This is a genomic window from Variovorax sp. P4_B10 (genome assembly GCF_056402375.1).
This window is the reverse complement of sequence record NZ_JBFUHN010000003.1, coordinates 17,380-34,819: the sequence shown is the minus strand read 5'-3', so window position 1 is coordinate 34,819 and position 17,440 is coordinate 17,380. Positions and strand designations below refer to the sequence as shown.

Annotated in this window: 14 protein-coding genes; 6 read left to right on the top strand and 8 right to left on the bottom strand. The window is 67.5% G+C overall.

The genetic code is table 11. The features are described 5' to 3' along the window. Positions 1–2: 2 nt before the first annotated feature. Together AC1DXX_RS02465 and AC1DXX_RS02460 are read right to left on the bottom strand one after the other, a co-directional pair. Complete coding sequence (locus tag AC1DXX_RS02465; RefSeq protein WP_478132581.1) at positions 3–818, bottom strand: carbon-nitrogen hydrolase family protein; 816 nt, start codon at positions 816–818, stop codon at positions 3–5. After that, a complete protein-coding gene (locus AC1DXX_RS02460) occupies positions 815–4,996 on the bottom strand; it encodes a YhdP family protein (RefSeq protein WP_478132580.1) in 4,182 nt (1,393 codons plus the stop codon). The genes AC1DXX_RS02465 and AC1DXX_RS02460 overlap by 4 nt, the downstream gene beginning before the upstream one ends. A 25-nt stretch (positions 4,997–5,021) precedes the next feature. On the opposite strand from AC1DXX_RS02460, the gene glnE reads away from it, so the two are divergent. Further along, complete coding sequence (glnE, locus tag AC1DXX_RS02455) at positions 5,022–7,823, top strand: bifunctional [glutamate--ammonia ligase]-adenylyl-L-tyrosine phosphorylase/[glutamate--ammonia-ligase] adenylyltransferase (protein WP_478132579.1); 2,802 nt, start codon at positions 5,022–5,024, stop codon at positions 7,821–7,823. A gap of 74 nt (positions 7,824–7,897) precedes the next feature. Further along, the gene (locus tag AC1DXX_RS02450) at positions 7,898–8,983 is read left to right on the top strand and encodes a septal ring lytic transglycosylase RlpA family protein (protein ID WP_478132578.1); all 1,086 of its coding nucleotides are present in this window, start codon (positions 7,898–7,900) and stop codon (positions 8,981–8,983) included. Positions 8,984–8,992: 9 nt separating this feature from the next. Here the strand turns inward: AC1DXX_RS02450 and AC1DXX_RS02445 are convergent, their stop codons facing one another. The 3 genes from AC1DXX_RS02445 to AC1DXX_RS02435 form a co-directional block, all read right to left on the bottom strand. Next, positions 8,993–9,457: a carboxymuconolactone decarboxylase family protein gene (locus AC1DXX_RS02445; RefSeq protein ID WP_478132577.1), complete on the bottom strand. Its 465-nt coding sequence runs from the start codon at positions 9,455–9,457 to the stop codon at positions 8,993–8,995. 84 nt (positions 9,458–9,541) lie between these two features. Beyond that, on the bottom strand, positions 9,542–10,423 hold the full coding sequence (locus AC1DXX_RS02440) for an RNA polymerase sigma-70 factor (protein ID WP_478132576.1): 882 nt from the start codon (positions 10,421–10,423) through the stop codon (positions 9,542–9,544). Positions 10,424–10,503: 80 nt separating this feature from the next. Beyond that, positions 10,504–11,361, bottom strand: a complete 858-nt coding sequence (locus AC1DXX_RS02435) for a ferritin family protein (RefSeq protein ID WP_478132575.1) — start codon at positions 11,359–11,361, stop codon at positions 10,504–10,506. 129 nt (positions 11,362–11,490) lie between these two features. Between AC1DXX_RS02435 and AC1DXX_RS02430 the strand changes: the two genes are divergently transcribed. Further along, on the top strand, positions 11,491–12,105 hold the full coding sequence (locus AC1DXX_RS02430; protein ID WP_478132574.1) for a glutathione peroxidase: 615 nt from the start codon (positions 11,491–11,493) through the stop codon (positions 12,103–12,105). Between the two features lie 528 nt (positions 12,106–12,633). On the opposite strand, the gene AC1DXX_RS02425 is transcribed toward AC1DXX_RS02430, so the two are convergent. Continuing rightward, positions 12,634–13,245, bottom strand: coding sequence for a glutathione S-transferase N-terminal domain-containing protein (locus tag AC1DXX_RS02425; protein ID WP_478132573.1), 612 nt, complete (start codon positions 13,243–13,245; stop codon positions 12,634–12,636). 130 nt (positions 13,246–13,375) lie between these two features. Here AC1DXX_RS02425 and purB point away from each other — a divergent pair, with 130 nt between their 5' ends. Then, a complete protein-coding gene (gene purB / locus AC1DXX_RS02420) occupies positions 13,376–14,755 on the top strand; it encodes an adenylosuccinate lyase (RefSeq protein WP_478132572.1) in 1,380 nt (459 codons plus the stop codon). After that, positions 14,755–15,315, top strand: coding sequence for a YaeQ family protein (locus AC1DXX_RS02415; protein ID WP_478132571.1), 561 nt, complete (start codon positions 14,755–14,757; stop codon positions 15,313–15,315). Before purB ends, AC1DXX_RS02415 begins: the two co-directional genes overlap by 1 nt. A 22-nt stretch (positions 15,316–15,337) precedes the next feature. Here AC1DXX_RS02415 and AC1DXX_RS02410 read toward each other — a convergent pair whose 3' ends face one another. Both AC1DXX_RS02410 and AC1DXX_RS02405 read right to left on the bottom strand, forming a co-directional pair. Beyond that, complete coding sequence (locus AC1DXX_RS02410) at positions 15,338–15,643, bottom strand: putative signal transducing protein (RefSeq protein WP_478132570.1); 306 nt, start codon at positions 15,641–15,643, stop codon at positions 15,338–15,340. 11 nt (positions 15,644–15,654) lie between these two features. Then, the gene (locus AC1DXX_RS02405) at positions 15,655–16,119 is read right to left on the bottom strand and encodes a DUF3717 domain-containing protein (RefSeq protein ID WP_478132569.1); all 465 of its coding nucleotides are present in this window, start codon (positions 16,117–16,119) and stop codon (positions 15,655–15,657) included. A gap of 492 nt (positions 16,120–16,611) precedes the next feature. Here AC1DXX_RS02405 and AC1DXX_RS02400 point away from each other — a divergent pair, with 492 nt between their 5' ends. Continuing rightward, positions 16,612–17,358: a TerC family protein gene (locus AC1DXX_RS02400; RefSeq protein WP_478132568.1), complete on the top strand. Its 747-nt coding sequence runs from the start codon at positions 16,612–16,614 to the stop codon at positions 17,356–17,358. Positions 17,359–17,440: the final 82 nt, after the last annotated feature.

Sequence of the window (17,440 nt, the reverse complement as noted above, 5' to 3'; positions counted from 1 at the left end):
TTCTAGAGAACGCAGTGGGAAAGGACGGGGAGTTGCGTGCGCGTGCGCTCGACCTGCCGGGCATCGATGTCGAACAGCACCACGCCTTCTTCGCTGGCCTGCTGCGCCACCACCGTGCCCCAGGGATCGATCACCAGCGACTGGCCCCAGGTCTGGCGGCCGTTCTCGTGCGTGCCGCCCTGCGCGGGCGCAACCACCCAGGCCAGGTTCTCGATGGCGCGGGCGCGCAGCAGCACCTCCCAATGCGCCGCGCCCGTGGTGCGGGTGAAGGCGCTGGGCACCAGCAGCAGGTCGGCGCCCTGCCTGGCGAGCGCGCGGTACAGCTCGGGAAAGCGCAGGTCGTAGCAGACGCTCATGCCGACGCGCCAGGTGTGGCCGTCGCGCGAGGGCAGGTCGAACACGACCGGCTGCGCGCCCGGCGCGATCACGCGGCGCTCGTCATAGCGCTCGGTGCCGTTGTCGAAGAAGAAAAGGTGGATCTTGTCGTAGCGCGCCACGCATGTCCCCTCGGGCGAATAGCACAGCGAGCTGTTGAATACGTGCTCGGCATCGGTGCTCTCTATCGGCAGCGTGCCGCCGACGATCCAGAGGCCGAATTCGCGCGCCGCGTCGGCCAGGAAGCCCTGCACCATGCCCGCGCCGGCCGTCTCGCGCAGGCCCAGCTTGTCGGTGTCGCGCGCACCCATCATGCAGAAATACTCGGGCAGCACCGCCAGCTCGGCACCGGCCGCGGCCGCCTGCGCGAGCAGGTCGTGGGCGCGCGCGAGGTTGGCTTCGCGGGCGATGGCCGACACCATCTGGACGGCTGCGACTTTCATTGCGTGGTCTCCGTTTTCTTGCCTTCGTTCGCGGGCGAGGGGGCTGTCTGGCCCGTCTGCCCTGGAAGGGTGGGCAGCAGCTGCAGCGTACGAGGCACCTTGGCTATCTTGGGGTCGGCCCAGGTGCCTTCGATGTGGAACTCCTGCGTGGCGGCGGCCGAGAGCGGCTTGCTCAGTACCCACTGCGCGAGGAAGGTGCCCAGGCCGATGGCCGGGTTGATGGCGGTGGCCACCAGCGCGGCGGTGCCGGCATTGATCTCGGGCACCACGACCACGCGCAGGTTCTGCGTCTCGCGCACGATGTCGGCCGAGCCGTCCATCAGCGCGGCGGCGTTGACGCCCTTCATCTGCAGGTTGTTGGTGCTCGCGATGCCCTTGGCGATCTTCGCATCGCCGCGGATGAAGTCGAAGGCAAAGCCCTGGCTGAACACGTCGCGGAAATCGAGCGTGAGCCGGCGCGGCAGCGCCTGCAGGCTCAGCACACCGAGCAGCTTGGCCAGGCCCGGATCGGCCTTGAGGAACTGGCCCGACTCCACGTCGACCTGCAGCTGCCCGCCCAGGCTGGGGTAGTCGAGCGAGAACGGCGAGCCGCGCCAGTTCACGTCGCCCTCGAGGCGGCCGCGGCCGCGCCGCAGCACGCCCGGCATGCCGAAGCGCGTGAGCAGGTCGCCGGCATCGGCGATGTCGAGCCTGAAGGTCATGGCCGTGCGGCGCTGGCCAGGGGCGGCCCCGGGAACGGCGGCCCAGGTGCCCTTGGCCGCGAAGTTCGCCTCGGGCATGGTGAAGGTCAGCTTGTTGAGCAGCCATTCGCGGCCCGCGCCGCCGCGGTTGACCGCATCGATCTCGGCGCGGCCGAGCCGCTTGCCGAGCAGCTCGAAGTCGTCGATCACGATGTCGAGGGCCGGCAGGGTGCCCGGCTGCTCGTCGAGCAGGGCCTCGACCTGGGTCGCCTCGGCCGGCGCGATCTTGAGCCGCGCGAGCCGCGCATAGAGCCGGCCGGCCTGCGTGTGGCGGTACTCGGCATAGCCGCTGAGCTCGCTGGCGTCGATGTTGGCGCGCCAGAGCGAACCGTCGCGCGTGCCGCCCAGCACCACGTTGTGCAGGGTGCGCCCGGCAACGCCGAGCTGCTGCGCGCGCACGGCAACGCGGGTGGGCAGGTAGGCCTGCGCCGGGTCTTCGGCGGCGCCTGCCGCTTCGGGCGCGCTGCTGCTCGCGGCGGCGCCCAGCAGGGCGTCCCATGCGGCAATGTCGAGCTTGGCCACGTTGACGTTCGCGAACACGCCCTTGTCGGGCAGGCTCGCGGTCTCGCCCGCGGTGAGGCCAACGCCGATGCTGCCTCGCAGCACACGGGCCTCGGCGCCCGAGATATCGCGCACGTACTCGACCGCGCCGATGCGGCCCAGTTCGAGCGAGAGCTGGTCCTGCGTGGCGACGGTGGCGCCGCCCTGACGGGTTTCACGCGCCAGCACCTTCTTCTCGATGCGCAGCGGCATCTGCTCCTCGGCAGTCTTCACGAGCGGCGCCGGCAATTGCAGGGCGAGTCCCTGCAGGCTGCTCGTCAGGGAGAGTTCGGACGCGCCGTCGCGCACCGAGAAGGTGGCTGCATAGGGCGTGCTGCCGCTGGCCTTCTTGGCGAGCCGCGCCAGCCATTCGGCCTCGCGCGCATTGCGCAGGCCGTCGGCGGTGGCCGTGCCCTGCGCTTTCAGCGCGACGTCTCGGTTGGGGCCGGTGAAGCGGCCGCGCCCTTCGATGCGGATGTCGCCGCCGAGCAGCCTGGCCTGCACGCCGGCCAGCGAGAAGCCGGTTTCGGTGAAGTTCAGCGTGCCCCTGGCCTGGCTGAGCGACGGCGCCTCGGGCACCACCTGCAGCTCGTTGTCGGCGAGCACCACGCTGGCCTGCACCTTGGCGTTGTTCATGGCTGCGAGCGGCAGTTCGAGGTGCAGCTTGTAGTCGGCGGAGCCGGTGGCGCGTGCGCGCAGCATGATCTCGCCGGCTTCGCCGGCCAGCGGTGCGCCCACGCGCAGCACCTCGCCGAGCAGCCCCTTGGCCTGGGCATCGACGCGCAGCAGCGCCGCGTGGTGCGACATGTCGGCGATCTGCGCCTCGGCCTTGGTCACCTCGACGCCGGCGGCGCCGGCCAGGCGGCCGCGCGCATTGCGCACCAGCATGCCGGCGCGCTCGAACACCAGCTCGCCCGAAAGGCCGGTGAGCGCCGGCCACACGGGGGCGGGCACGCCGGTGCGCGCGGGAATGGCGATGGCGGTGGCGGGCACATAGGCGTAGTTGACATCGGCCACCTTGGCCGCGATGCGGAACTCGCCCTGCTTCGGGTCCATGAACGGCATGTCGTGCAGGTCGCCGCGCACGCGGAAATCGACGCTGCTGGCGGTGCCCTTGGTGACTGCGTCGCGCACGTAGTTGCGCGTGTGCTGGGGAATGTCGAGCGGCAGGTAGCGGAACACGCGCGTGCCGTCGGCGCGGGTCAGCTTGCCCTTCAGGTCGAGCACGCCGGGAAAGCGGGCCTTGCCGCTCGAGACGGCCGGGTCGCTGGTGCGCCAGCTGGCTTCGGCATCGCCTTCGGCATCCGCGTTGGCGAAGCGCAGCTTGGAGACCTGCATCTGCATGTGGCCGCTGTCGAGCTTCCACTGGAGCTGGGTGGAGAGCCGGTCGATCGGAATGACGGGCTCCTCGAACACGCCGGGGAATTCGAGCGTCCCCTGCGCGATGGCGAGCGTGGCGGTGCCGCCGGTGTGGGTGGCGTCGAAGTCGAGCGTGGCGCCGCTCAGGCCGGGGGTGCCGGGACGGATCCGGGGAGGCGCGGCCGCGGCGGTCGCGGCGGTCGCGGCCGTCGTGGTGGCCGTGCCCGTCGCGGCGGGTGTCGCAGGCGGCGCCGGCTGCGAGGCGATGCGCAGGCCGCTGACGCGTCCGCGCGCCTGGTACTTGTCGGGCGCGCCCAGGGAGCCTTGCCAGCTCAGGTCGACATGCTCGACCAGGCCGCGCGGCGCATAGCTGTCGAGCACGCGGTGCGTGGCATCGCCCAGCGGCAGCCGGTCCCCGATGAGTACCAGTGCGGCCAGGTCGAGCCGGTCGGCACGCAGCGCCCCCTGCTCGGGCGTGCGCCCCTTGGCCGGCGTGTGCTGCAGCCAGAGGTTGCCGCCGGGCCAGCGCAGGCCGTCGACGGTGTCGAACTGCAAGGCGGTGGTCGAGAACTCGAGGGTCTGGTCGTTCAACTGGCCCGCGAGGCGGCCGGTGACGGTGCGCAGCACCAGCGGCTGCAGCCCCTTGCCCAGCGAGACATCGACCCGATCGAGTCCCAGGTCGGCCGCGCCGCCCGCGAACTGGCCGTCTTCCACGTCGGCCCACAGCCGCACTGCGCCGTTGCCCTCGCGGATGCGGGCGTCGAGCGAGACATAGCGCCCGAGGCGGGTGACGTCGATGTAGGGCAGGTCGGCATAGATCTGTCCGTCCCAGGTCTGCCAGCGGCCGGTGCGCACCGACAGCAGCGGCTGGCGGAACAGGCCGCGCAGCGTGAAGCGTTCGCCCCAGCCGGCCGGCGGCGTGGCGTCGAGCCGCAGGCCATGGCGCCGCCCACCGTTGCGCGCCACGAAGCGCACGTCGGTCAGGAGCAGCGGCTCGGCCTGGCGCTGCTCGTCGGTCCAGCGCACGGTGCCGCCTTCGATGACGAACTCGCGCTGGGCAAAAAACCAGTCGGCGGCGCGGATCTCTCCGGTCGTATCGGTGTCCATGTGCAATCCAGCCACATGGAGTTTTCCCTGAGCATCGCGGCGCACGTCGAGTTGCGGACCTTCGATGTAGAGCTGCTCGAAATTGAGGCGCCAGAGCGAGCGCGGCGACACGCTCGCCACCACGCGCACGAGGCGAAGCGCCTCCCGCTTCTGCGCATCCAGCAGCACCACGTCGCGCAGTTCGAAGGCCGGGAAAAGCCCCTCGGGCCGGGCGGTGATCGACCCGATGCGCACCGGCACGCCGATGGCCTTGCTAGCCTGTGCCTCCAGTGCGCCGCGGTATTCGCCGATTCGCGGCACAATCCACGCGTGTAGGACAACGACTGACAGAGCCAGCAGAAGCCATGCAGCGATCAGCAGACCCAACAGCCAGCGCGCCGTCACAGCGGTGATTTTGAGCAGACGTGAAGGGGTAGACGYCGTGTCGTTCATTGAGGATCGCGCTGTGTCGGGAATTATGACCGCCAGCATTCAGAGGGGTTCCACGGAAACCAGCATCAGTGTGAACCAGTTGCCAGCCACTTCGACGCAGACCGCGTTTTCTTCCTGTTCCCGTTTCGTCCAGCGCCTGCGGCGCAGGTATGCGGCCGAGCTTGCATTGCTTCCCCCGGGCGAGCCGCGGCGCGAATCGATGGCCGTGGCCTTCGAGGCATTGCGCCAGCGCGGTGACGCGGTGGGCGATGCACTGCGTATTGTCAGGCAGCTGGTGATGGAGCGGCTCGTCACGCTCGATTGCGATGCGCAGGCGCCGCTCGCCGTGGTAACCACGGCGGTCACCGAACTCGCGGAGCTGGCGCTCGACATCGCCTGCCGCGACGCCTGCCACGAACTCGATGCGGTGCATGGCGCGCCCCTCGGCCCCGACGGCCAGCGCGCGCAGCTCTGGGTGATCGGCATGGGCAAGCTCGGCGCACGCGAGCTCAACGTGTCGAGCGACATCGACCTGATCTACCTGTACGACCTCGACGGCGAGACGAAGGGCGATGCCGACGGCCGCGGCCGCCTCGCGAACCAGGAGTACTTCTCGCGCGCCGTGAAGCGCATCTATGCGCTGGTGGGCGATACCACCGAGCACGGCTTCGTGTTCCGCGTCGACCTGGCGCTGCGGCCCAACGGCAACTCGGGGCCGAGCGTGGTCTCGCTCGATGCGCTCGAAGAGTATTTCCAGGTGCAGGGCCGCGAATGGGAGCGCTTCGCCTGGATGAAGAGCCGGGTGGTGGCGCCGCGCGACATCGTGCTCGGCGGGCACGCGCAGGGGTTGCGCGGCGCGGTGCTGCCCTTCGTGTTCCGCCGCTACCTCGACTACAGCGTGTTCGATTCGCTGCGCACGCTGCACCGGCAGATCCGCGAGCAGTCGGCACGCCGCAGCGCCGGACGGCCCGAGCGCGCGAACGACGTCAAGCTCTCGCGCGGCGGCATCCGCGAGATCGAATTCACCGTGCAGCTGCTGCAGGTGGTGCGCGGTGGACAGTTCCCCGAACTGCGCACGCGGCCCACGCTCGACGCGCTGCAGCGCCTCGCACGGGCCAACCTCATGCCGCAGGAAACCGCCGATGCGCTGGCCTCGGCCTATGAATTCCTGCGCCGCGTCGAGCACCGCATCCAGTACCTCGACGACCAGCAGACCCATGTGCTGCCGGTGGCCGACGACGACCTGCGCTGGATCGCGCAGACGATGGGCTATGAAGACTCCTGCCCGTTCCTCGCGCAACTGGACACGCACCGCGAGTTCGTCGCGCAGGAATTCGACAAGCTGCTGGGCGGCGAGAAGCCCTGCAACGGCAAGTGCAACGGCAAGAAGGCCCCGGCCGCGCCGGCCGACCTGGCCGATCTGCTCGACGACCTGCCGCCCGCCTTTGCCGAACGCATCCGGAACTGGTGCGAAACGCCGCGTGTGCTCGCCCTGCGCGAGGAAACGCGGGCGCGGCTGCGCCAGCTGGTGCAGCGCACCGGGCAATGGCTGAAGGAACCCGATGGCGACGGTCCGGGGCAAACGCCGCGCCATGCGGATGCCGCCCTGCGCTGGGCCGACTGGATCGAACCCCTGCTGCGGCGCGAGAGCTACCTGGCGCTGCTGGTCGAACGGCCCGCGGTGCAGGAACGCCTGCTGCGGCTGCTGGGCGCCGCGAAGTGGCCCGCGCGCTACCTGATGCAGCACCCGGGCGTGATCGACGAACTCGCCAGCGACGAGATGCTGTCCGGCCGCTTCGTGGCGGCCGAGTTCGAGCGCGAGCTGGAAGCACGCCACGCATCGCTCACCCGCACCGGCGAAGCCGACGAAGAGCGCCTGCTGAACCTGCTGCGCCATGCCCACCATGCCGAGGTGTTCCGCACGCTGGCGCGCGACGTCGACGGCCGCATCACCGTCGAGCAGGTGGCCGACGACCTGAGCGCGCTGGCCGACACCACGCTGCGCGTGACGGCCCATTGGTGCTGGCCGCATGTGCGCAACCGCCACCGCGAGGTGCCGCAGTTCGCGATCATCGGCTACGGCAAGCTGGGCGGGAAGGAGCTGGGCTACGGCAGCGACCTCGACATCGTGTTCGTCTACGACGATGACGACGAGCGTGCCGGCGAGGTCTATGCGGCCTATGTGCGCAAGCTGATCAACTGGCTCACCGTGAAGACGCGCGAGGGCGACCTGTTCGAGATCGACACCGCCCTGCGCCCCAACGGCAACTCGGGCCTGCTCACCACCAGCTTCGAGGCCTACGAGAAGTACCAACTCGGCCGCGGCAGCAACACGGCGTGGACCTGGGAGCACCAAGCCATGACGCGCGCGCGCTTCGTGCTCGGCAGCGCGGACCATGGCGCCGAGCTGGGCGCGCGCTTCGACCAGGTGCGCGAAGCCGTGATCGTGGCGCCGCGCGACCGCGAAGCGCTCAAGGCCGAGATCATCGCGATGCGCGAGAAGGTGCGCGGCGCGCGGCCAGTGAAGGCCGACCGCTTCGACGTGAAGCACAGCCCCGGCGGCATGGTGGACGCGGAGTTCGCGGTGCAGTTCCTGGTGCTGTCTTCGTCGGGCGAGCATCCCGAGCTGATTCCCAATGTCGGCAACATTGCGCTGCTGCTGCGCGCCGAACTGGCGGGGTTGCTGCCCGAGGGCGTCGGCCGCAATGCGGCCAGGGCCTATCGCGAGCTGCGCCGCGTGCAGCATCGTGCGCGCCTGAACGAAGAACCGACCCAGGTCACCCCGCCCGCACTGGCCGCCGAACGCGAAGCCATGCTGGCGCTCTGGAAGGCGGTATTCGGAGGATGAGGCTCACCCCCAGTCTTCGCGCACTTCGTGTCGCTTCGCCAACCCCCTTGCAGGGCGCAGGGAAAGCGGCGGTGATGTGCGCGGTGGCTGTCGCCGTTCTTCTTGCGGGCTGCGCCAGCGGTCCGCGCAGCGGAGGCGGCGTGGCCAGCGGCCGTGACGGGCCCGGCACCAATATTCCGCCGGACCTCGCCAGCGTGCCCGATGCCGAGCCCCGCATCGAAGCCATCCGCGGCAGCGGCGGCACCAGCAAGCCCTACACGGTGCTGGGCCGCGCCTACCAGCCGATCACCGACGACCGGCCGTTCCAGGAATCCGGCATCGCCTCGTGGTACGGCCGCAAGTTCCACGCCGTATCGACCGCGAGCGGCGAGCCCTACGACATGTACGCCATGACGGCCGCGCACAAGACGCTGCCGCTGCCGAGCTATGTGCGGGTGCGCAACCCGGCCAATGGACGCGAGGTGATCGTGCGGGTGAACGACCGTGGCCCGTTCGTGGACGGCCGCATCATCGACCTGAGCTACACGGCCGCGCTCAAGCTGGACCTGCTGCGCGGCGTGGCGCCGGTGGAGATCGAACGGATCACGAATGAAGACATCCGCACGGGGGCGTGGCGAAGGGATTCGGGGACTGCATATGCCTCGGCTTCGCAGGCACCGCAACGCATGGCGGCAACTGCGTCGGTGCCCGTACCCTCGGCCTGGGTCGCGCCGGTGGCGATGAACGCCCCGGCGGCCTCGACGATGCCGGTCGTGCCGCAAACACCGATGGCGCCGGCTGCACAAGCAGCGCCTCCGGCCATCGAGCCGGAAGCCGCGGCACCGCGACAGGCCATCGTGGTCACCGACCTTGCGCCGCTGGCGCCGATCGCAGCGCCGGCTCCGGCACCCCTGGCGTCATCGGCTGCGCCGTCTTCTGCGGCGGTGGCGGGTTTCTGGGTCCAGCTCGGCGCCTTCCGCGAACGCGACGGCGCAGAGACCTTGCTGGGCCAGGCCGCACGCGGCCTGCCGTCATTGGCGCCGCAGCTGCGCGTTTTCAGCGAAACCGGCACGCACCGCCTGCAGGCCGGACCGTTCGCTTCGCGCAATGCGGCCGGCGAAGCCGTCACGCAGTTGCGCGAGAGCCTGCGCATCGCGCCGATGGTGGTCGAGCGACGCTAGTTCGCAGCCTCAGGGCATGGCCTTGGCGGCCACCGGCAGGCGCATGCCGACGCCCATGCGGTTCCATGCATTGATCTGCGCGATCGCAATCGAGAGCTCGACGATCTCGAGGTCGCTGAAATGCGCCTTGAGGCCTTCGAATTCGGCATCGCGCGCGCCATGGTGCTCGGGCAGGCGCGTCAGCGTTTCGGCCCAGTCGAGGGCCGCACGCTCGCGCTCGCTGAAGAAACTCACTTCGCGCCAGGTGGCCAGGCTGTTGATGCGCTGCCAGTCTTCGCCCTGCTGGCGCAGGTCGCGCACATGCATGTCGAGGCAGTAGGCGCAGCCGTTGATCTGCGAGACGCGGGCAAAGACGAGGTCGACCAGCGTCTTGCCGAGCGTGGTCGATTCGATGGCACCGTTGACGGCGATCATGGCCTGGAAGGCCTTGGGGGCGATCTTGAACCAGGCGAGGCGGGGGGTGTTGTTGCTCATGGCGTGTACTCCAGGGGGTTGAGATGAAATCTGCTTACCCACTGAAGACGGGCCAGCCTTCGGCCCTGTGACACACCGCGCGAACTATTTCGAAGAAAGGATTTGCGCGATGCGCGCCAGCTTGTCGGGATTGCGCTGCGCGCGGATGCGCACGATGCGCTCGCCCTCGATCTCGAAGGTCTGCGCCGACTCGAGCTCGCCATCGAGGAAGCGCAGCAGCCCCGGCTCGCCGTTGATGTCCACCAGTTCCATGCGCACCCCCGCGCCCATGCGGCGCCAGAGGGCAAAGTAGAGCTGCGCCAGCCGCTGGCTGCCGCGCAGGATCTTGCTGAAGGTCTGCACCTTGCCGCCGCCGTCGCCGATGAGTTCGACGTCTTCCGCCATCAGCGCCTTCAGGTCCTGCAAGCTGCCGCGCGCGGCCGCATCGGCGAAGGCACGCAGCAGACGCTGGTGGGTTTCGCGCGAGACCTGGAAACGCGGGCGCGCCTCCTGCACCTGCGCCTTGGCACGGTGTACCAGTTGGCGGCAGGCGGCTTCGCTCTTGCCGAGGGTGCGGGCCACGTCGTCGTAATCGGCATCGAACACCTCGCGCAGCAGGAAAGCGGCGCGGGCCTCGGGCGCCAGGCGCTCCAGCACGGCGAGGAAGGCGACCGAAATGTTGTCGGCGCGTTCGAGCATCTGCTCCGGCGTGTCGGGTGAGCCGGTCAGCGTCGGTTCCGGCATCCAGGGGCCGATGTAGTGCTCGCGCTGGACCTTGGCCGCGCGCAGCCGGTCGATCGACAGGCGCGTGACGACGGTCACCAGCCAGGCTTCGGCGCTGTCGAAACTGTCCTTGTCGGCCTCATGCCAGCGCAGCCAGGCGTCCTGCACGACTTCCTCGGCCTCCGCGACAGAGCCGAGCATGCGGTAGGCAATGCCCTGAAGGCGGCGGCGGTGACTGTCGAAGGTGAGGGTGAGGTCGTCCATGTCCGGCTAGACGGTTGGCGCCTGCAGATTGTGACAACAAGCCCCCTCAAAAAAATCGCCCCGGGGTGCGGGGCGAAGTTTTATGCGCCTTGGTACTCGGGCTTGGGCCCCAGGGAGGCTGAGATTTCCTTGCGGTAGCGGTTCAGCTCCTGCACGGTCTTGAAGCTGCGGTTCATCAACAGGCTCAGGTTGTGCAGGATGCGCTCGCCGACCTTGGTTTCCCAGACGGCGTCGAACTTGATCTGCTTGTCGAGCCAGTGCTCGAGCCAGTCCGGGTCGGGCATGCGGCTCTGGATGGTGTCGTTCGGGAACAGCGCCTTGTTGACGTGCAGGTTCGTCGGATGCAGCGCCTGCGCGGTGCGGCGCGCGCTGGCCATCAGCACGCCGACCTTGGTGAACGCGGCACGGGCCTCGTCGCCGAACTTTTCCATGGCCCGCTTCATGTAGCGCAGGTAGGCGCCGCCGTGGCGGGCTTCGTCCTGGCTCAGCGTGGTGTAGATGTGCTTGATGACCGGCTCGGTGTGCCACTGGGCCGCGCGGCGGTACCAGTGGTTGAGGCGGATTTCGCCGCAGAAGTGCAGCATCAGGGTTTCGAGCGGGGGCGCCGGGTCGAAATCGAAGCGCACTTCGTGCAGCTCCTGCTCGGTGGGCGCGTGCTGGGGGCTGAAGCGCTTGAGGTATTCCATCAGCACCAGCGAGTGCTTCTGTTCCTCGAAGAACCAGATCGACATGAAAGCGGAAAAATCGCTATCGTGGCGGTTGTCGCGCAGGAACATCTCGGTGGCCGGCAACGCCGCCCACTCGGTGATGGCATTCATCTTGATGGTCTGGGCCTGCTCTTCCGTCAGCAAAGAAGCGTCGAACGACTGCCAGGGAATGTCCTTGTCCATGTCCCAGCGGACGGATTCGAGTTGTCTGAAGAGTTCCGGATAGAGCATCAAAGTCTTTCTATGGCCACTGATTTTAGTCGGCCCGTTTGGCGCGCCCGTGACAGACGCGCGATGATGCGAATACGTGCGCCGTTGCGGCACGGATGCACCCCCTCTTTTTTGAACCAGGAGCCCGCCATGCGAACCCCCTCCCGATTGTCGATGCTCTTGCGCTGCGCCCCGGCGGCTTCACTCGTGGCGAGCCTGTTTTCCGCCCTCCCGGCAAGTGCCCAGACCCCACCCGCCGCGCCCGCTCCGGCGGAAGCGGCAGGATGCCCGGCCATCCTCCAGCACACCTTCCCCCGGCTGCAGGACGAAAAGCCCCAGGCTTTGTGCCAGTACTCGGGCAAGGTGGTCCTGGTGGTCAACACCGCGAGCTTCTGCGGCTTTACCCCGCAATACAAGGGCCTCGAGGCGCTGGACATGAAATATCGCGCGCGCGGGCTGGTGGTGCTGGGCTTCCCGTCGAACGATTTCTCCCAGGAATCGGGCTCCAACAAGGAGATTGCCGACTTCTGCGAGAGCACCTTCGGGGTGAAGTTTCCGATGTTCGCCAAGTCGTCGGTGCGCGGCACGGACGCCAATCCGCTGTTCAAGCAGCTGGCCCAGGCCTCCGGCACCACGCCCAAATGGAATTTCTACAAATACCTGATCGGCCGCGACGGCAAGGTCGTGCAGGCCTGGTCGAGCATGACGGCGCCTGACGAAAACGGCTTCGTGAACGTCATCGAGAAGCAGCTCGGCCCCAATTGATACCGACCAGCTCACAAAAATACGGACTGTAAATATATTTACCGATGCGTCCACATCATCGCGAACTGAGCGTCACAAACGTTTACCAATAGACCGGGAACCGTGCCACGGACGCTGCGCTCATAACTGGCGTGGGCGGCGAAAGCCCACCGGTTTTCATGTTGCGAGGTCTTCCGGGCGCTTGCCGTTCGGTCGAAATCCCGAGGCGATTCTTCTCCTCCTCCCTCCCTCCCTCCTTCGCGTCGGGGCGCCTCGCAGCATTTTTGTATTCCCGCCGGCCCAGGGGCTCGCGATGACGCAGCCCCTCCGGATCGCCGGCATCCAGGGACTGGCCGTGGCGCACTCGCTGCGCGACGCGGCCGCCATCACCCATCCTCGAAGCAAGTAACTACTTCGTTCGCGGGCGTTAAAGGGCGGAAAAGGCTTTTTCGTGAAATACCGCGGAACCGGCTCTGCCGGGCCGCAGGTGTTGCCCCCGGCGAGGGGGTGGGCGTTGCGACACGAAGTGCGCGAAGCCTGGGGGACGGATCAAGGCTGGGTGTCGATGAAGCTGGGGCGGAGCATCAGCTTGTCGTACAGCTTGGCGAGATTGCCGTGCTCGCCGCGCCAATCGATATCGGGAAAGCGGAAGCCCAGCCAGCTCAGCGTGCAGCCCACCGCGATGTCCGACAGGCTCAGGTGGATGCCGCTGCAAAAAGGCTTGTCGCCCAGGCCCTTGGCCATGGCGGCCACGCCGTCCTCGACCTTGGCGCGCTGGCGTGCGATCCAGGCCGCGCTGCGCTCGTGGTCGTTGCGCCCGGCCCAGGTGGCTTCGAGGCGCCAGAGCACGCCGGCGTCCATGACGCCATCGGCCAGCGCTTCCCAGGTCTTGACCTCGGCGCGCTCGCGGCCCTGCTGGGGAATCAGCTTGCCGACGGGCGACAGCGTGTCGAGGTATTCGACGATCACGCGCGAATCGAACATCGCATCGCCGCCTTCCATGATCAGGCAGGGCACCTTGCCGAGCGGATTGGAGTGGGAGATGGTCGTGTCTGCAGCCCAGACATCTTCGATCACGAACTGGTAGTCGAGCCGCTTTTCGGCCAGCACCACGCGCACCTTGCGCACATAAGGGCTGGCGGCGGATCCGATCAGTTTCATGAAAGCTCTCTCCCTTTGCTTGGTGACACTTGTTCATGGTCATTTTAGGTGAACGGGAAAGCCGGGCCCCCGAATCCACCCGAATCTGTCGGTACGGCCCCACGGACCGGCAGCCGCCTAAAATTCGGGCATGAGCTTTTCCACCGTCTCCGCCCTCTCCCCCCTTGACGGTCGCTATGCGGCCAAACTCGCGGCGCTTCGTCCGCTGATGAGCGAACAGGGCTATATGCACCGGCGCGTGCAGGTCGAGGTGGCGTGGTTCATTGCGCTGTCCGACTGCGGCTTCGCCGAATTCAAGCCCCTCACCGGCGGCGCCCGCAAGTACCTGCTGGGCCTGGTTTCCCATTTCTCCGAGGCCGACGCGCTGGCCATCAAGGAAATCGAGAAGACCACCAACCACGACGTGAAGGCGGTCGAATACTGGATCAAGTCCAAGTTCGAAGCCCGGCCCGAGCTGCTCGCCGCCGCCGAGTTCGTGCACTTCGCCTGCACCAGCGAAGACATCAACAACACCAGCCACGCCCTGCAGATCCAGGCCGCGCGCGAGAAGGTGCTGCTGCCCGCCATCGACGGCCTGATCGCCAAGCTGCGCGAAATGGCGCACCAGTTCGCCAACGTGTCGATGCTGTCGCGCACCCACGGCCAGACCGCCAGTCCCACCACGGTCGGCAAGGAAATCGCCAACGTGGTGGTGCGCCTGTCGAAGGCCCGCGCGCAGATCGCCTCGGTGCTGCTGCTCGGCAAGATGAACGGCGCGGTCGGCAACTACAACGCCCACCTCGCCGCCTGGCCCGCGTTCGACTGGGAAGCCTTCAGCCGCAAGGTGATCGAGACGCCGGCGCCGCTGGGCCTGGGCCTGAGCTTCCAGCCGTACAGCATCCAGATCGAGCCGCACGACTACATGGCCGAGCTGTTCGACGCGGTGGCGCGCACCAACACCATCCTGGTCGACTTCTCGCGCGACGTCTGGGGCTATGTGAGCCTGGGCTACTTCAAGCAGCGGCTCAAGAAGGGCGAGATCGGCTCCTCGACCATGCCGCACAAGGTCAACCCGATCGACTTCGAGAACGCCGAAGGCAACCTCGGCCTCGCCAACGCGGTGCTGCGCCACCTGAGCGAGAAGCTGCCGATCAGCCGCTGGCAGCGCGACCTGACCGACAGCACGGTGCTGCGCAACATCGGCGTGGCCTTCGGCTACGCCACGCTGGCCTACGCGAGCCTGGCCACCGGCCTCGGCAAGCTGGAGCTCAACGAGGAAGCGCTGGCCGAAGACCTCGACACCTCCTGGGAAGTGCTGGCCGAGCCGATCCAGACCGTGATGCGCCGCTTCGGCGTGCAGGGCGCCTACGAGCAGCTCAAGGAAGTGACGCGCGGCAAGACGGTGACGGCCGACGCACTGCACGGGCTGATCCGCTCGCTCGACATTCCGGAAGAAGAAAAAACCCGCCTTCTGGCCATGACGCCGGCAAGCTACGTCGGCAAGGCCGAAGAGCTGGCCAAGCGCGTCTGATGGCCCTCAAATCCACCATCTTCAAGGCCACCCTCGCGGTGGCCGACATCGATCACGGCTACTACGCCGACCATGCGCTGACCCTGGCGCGCCATCCGAGCGAGACCGACGAGCGGATGATGATCCGGCTCGTCGCGCTGGCGCTCAATGCGCACCAGCTGCAGGACGTGTGCAACGGCGACGGCACGCTGGCCTTCGGCGCCGGCCTGTCGAACGTCGAGGAGCCCGACGTGTGGCTGCGCGACTTCACGGGCGAGGTCAAGATCTGGGTCGAGGTCGGGCAACCCGAAGACAAGCCCATCATCAAGGCCTGCGGCAAGGCGGACGAGGTGATCGTGTATTGCTTCAACCACGCGGCCGAGATCTGGTGGCGCGGCATCGAGAACAAGCTCACGCGGCCGCAGAACCTGAAGGTCTATCGCGTGCCGACCGATGCGTCGCAAGCGCTGGCCGCGCTCGCGCAGCGCAGCATGCAGCTGCAGGCGACCATTCAGGAAAACACGCTGACGCTGGGCGACGGCACGAACAGCGTTGACGTAGAACTGTTGCGCTGGAAGTAAATCCGCGGGCCGGCTGCGCGGGCTAGACCACCGGCATCATCTGGCCGCACTGCCAGCACTGCTCGAAGCCGCCCTCGATCCGCTCGCCGCACACGCATTGCCAGTTGCGCTGCGGCCGGTGCTGGACCGCATGCAGCAGCTCTTTCGCGCGCTCGAACTGGGTGTCGTCGTCGATCCAGATCTCGGGCAGGCATTGGTCGGGCGGCAGCTGGCCCATGACGGCGCCCAGGAATTCGCGCTGCACCGTGGCTTCGACACCTTCCTCGCGCAGGGCGTGCACCCACAGGGTCGCGATCGCAAGGTTGGGGGCTTGGGCGAGGCGACGCATGCGGCGCGTTTTCAGGGCGTGTCGTCGGGGCCGAGGGGTTCGGCAGGATCGTCGGGCCACTGCGGCGGCTCGGCCTCGCGTGCCCGCTCGGCGTACCTGTTGAAGCGCCAGGCCGAGTCTTCCATGGTGATCCGGCGCCAGGTCACGCGTTTCTCGGCCGGCGTCATCGCGGGCCAGTGCTGCACCTCCTCGAAGCTGCGGCCGCAGCCCTTGCACTGGTCGTCGCCCTGGCTGGTGGAGCAGATCGCGATGCAGGGCGTGTCGGGCGTGCTGTGGTACCAGTCGAGCCAGGCCGCCCAGGCCTTGGGCGGAAAGCCGACCTCGTCGACCTCGTCTTCGTGGTGGAACACCATGAGCGCATAGACCTCGGCCAGTGCGCGCAATTCGGGCGCCAGCGTGACGCCGTCGGGCGACGGACTCTTCTCGCGCCAATGGTTGATGGCGGCCTCGATGTCGATGATGTGAATGGCGGCCATGGAGAGTGAAAAAACAGCGAGCGGCGATCATAGTCCGGCAATGTCCCGCAACCGCGAAGGGACATGAATGCTACAAAACAAATAGCAATACAAGCCCTGCTCATAGGCCTTTTGAAGCAGTTCTCTTTAAATGCCTGAAAACTTTCGATTGCCACGCCGCAGTCTTCGATGCTCTAATTCCGCTCACGAAGGGGAGTAGCTCCCGACCATCGTGCACAACGGTGGAAATCGCCAGGTCGTCAATACGAAGCACAACACTTCCGGCCTGTCGGACAACGCATGCGCCGTTTGGCGCGAGCGCTGTCGAGCAAGACCTTCGATTTGAACCTGCGCAGGTTTGGTCGAAGCGTTCGCAAGTCCCCGGTGTCACCCGGCGTCTTTGTTTCCTTGCTTTCGACCAGCCCTGTCCGGGATGAATCGAAACGGCATGCGCCTGCCCGTCGTCGTCTCATCAAGAAACGGCCGGTGGGACGCGAAGACAAAGAGGAATTTATGGAACTGTTCATGACCCCGGAGTTCTGGGTCGCTGTCGGTCAGATCATCATGATCGACATCCTGCTCGGCGGCGACAACGCCGTCGTCATCGCGCTGGCATGCCGCAAGCTGCCACCCGCACAGCGCACCAAGGGCATCCTGTGGGGTACCGCTGGCGCCATCGTGCTGCGCGTGATCCTGATCTTCTTCGCGTTGACGCTGCTGGCCATTCCGTTCCTGAAGCTCTTGGGCGCCGTGCTCCTGCTGTGGATCGGCATCAAGCTGCTGGCGCCCGAGCATGACGACGCGCACGGCAACATCACCGGCAGCGACAAGCTGTGGGGCGCGGTCAAGACCGTGATCGTGGCCGACCTGGTGATGAGCGTGGACAACGTGATCGCCATTGCCGGCGCCGCGCAAGGCGCAGGCGACGGCCACCAGATGCCGCTCGTGATCTTCGGCCTGCTGGTCAGCATTCCGATCATCGTCTGGGGCAGCCAGCTGGTCATCAAGCTGATGGACCGCTTCCCGCTGATCATCACGCTCGGCGGCATGCTGCTGGGCTGGATCGCCGGCACGATGGCCGTGTCGGACCCCGCGCTCTCGAACGCCGCCGCCTGGACCTGGGTGCCCAAGGTGCCGCAGACCGACGTGATCAAGTACGCAGCCGGCGTTGGCGGTGCATTGCTGGTGCTGGTGATCGGCAAGTGGGTCGCCGTGCGGCAGGCCCGCAACAGGCCGGAAACGGCCGTGACGGCCGGCTGATTGCCGGCCTGCCATCCGCCTCTCGCCCCGAAACTTACTGTCTCGATTCAGTCTCTATTACTCTAAATATTGAAGGAGAGCA

Excerpts from the sequence above, each read along its gene's own strand:
- AC1DXX_RS02465 (WP_478132581.1), bottom strand. The coding sequence starts at position 818 with ATGAAAGTCGCAGCCGTCCAGATGGTGTCGGCCATCGCCCGCGAAGCC.
- glnE (WP_478132579.1), top strand. The coding sequence starts at position 5,022 with ATGACCGCCAGCATTCAGAGGGGTTCCACGGAAACCAGCATCAGTGTG.
- AC1DXX_RS02450 (WP_478132578.1), top strand. The coding sequence starts at position 7,898 with ATGTGCGCGGTGGCTGTCGCCGTTCTTCTTGCGGGCTGCGCCAGCGGT.
- AC1DXX_RS02445 (WP_478132577.1), bottom strand. The coding sequence starts at position 9,457 with ATGAGCAACAACACCCCCCGCCTCGCCTGGTTCAAGATCGCCCCCAAG.
- AC1DXX_RS02440 (WP_478132576.1), bottom strand. The coding sequence starts at position 10,423 with ATGGACGACCTCACCCTCACCTTCGACAGTCACCGCCGCCGCCTTCAG.
- AC1DXX_RS02435 (WP_478132575.1), bottom strand. The coding sequence starts at position 11,361 with ATGCTCTATCCGGAACTCTTCAGACAACTCGAATCCGTCCGCTGGGAC.
- AC1DXX_RS02430 (WP_478132574.1), top strand. The coding sequence starts at position 11,491 with ATGCGAACCCCCTCCCGATTGTCGATGCTCTTGCGCTGCGCCCCGGCG.
- AC1DXX_RS02425 (WP_478132573.1), bottom strand. The coding sequence starts at position 13,245 with ATGAAACTGATCGGATCCGCCGCCAGCCCTTATGTGCGCAAGGTGCGC.
- purB (WP_478132572.1), top strand. The coding sequence starts at position 13,376 with ATGAGCTTTTCCACCGTCTCCGCCCTCTCCCCCCTTGACGGTCGCTAT.
- AC1DXX_RS02415 (WP_478132571.1), top strand. The coding sequence starts at position 14,755 with ATGGCCCTCAAATCCACCATCTTCAAGGCCACCCTCGCGGTGGCCGAC.
- AC1DXX_RS02410 (WP_478132570.1), bottom strand. The coding sequence starts at position 15,643 with ATGCGTCGCCTCGCCCAAGCCCCCAACCTTGCGATCGCGACCCTGTGG.
- AC1DXX_RS02405 (WP_478132569.1), bottom strand. The coding sequence starts at position 16,119 with ATGGCCGCCATTCACATCATCGACATCGAGGCCGCCATCAACCATTGG.
- AC1DXX_RS02400 (WP_478132568.1), top strand. The coding sequence starts at position 16,612 with ATGGAACTGTTCATGACCCCGGAGTTCTGGGTCGCTGTCGGTCAGATC.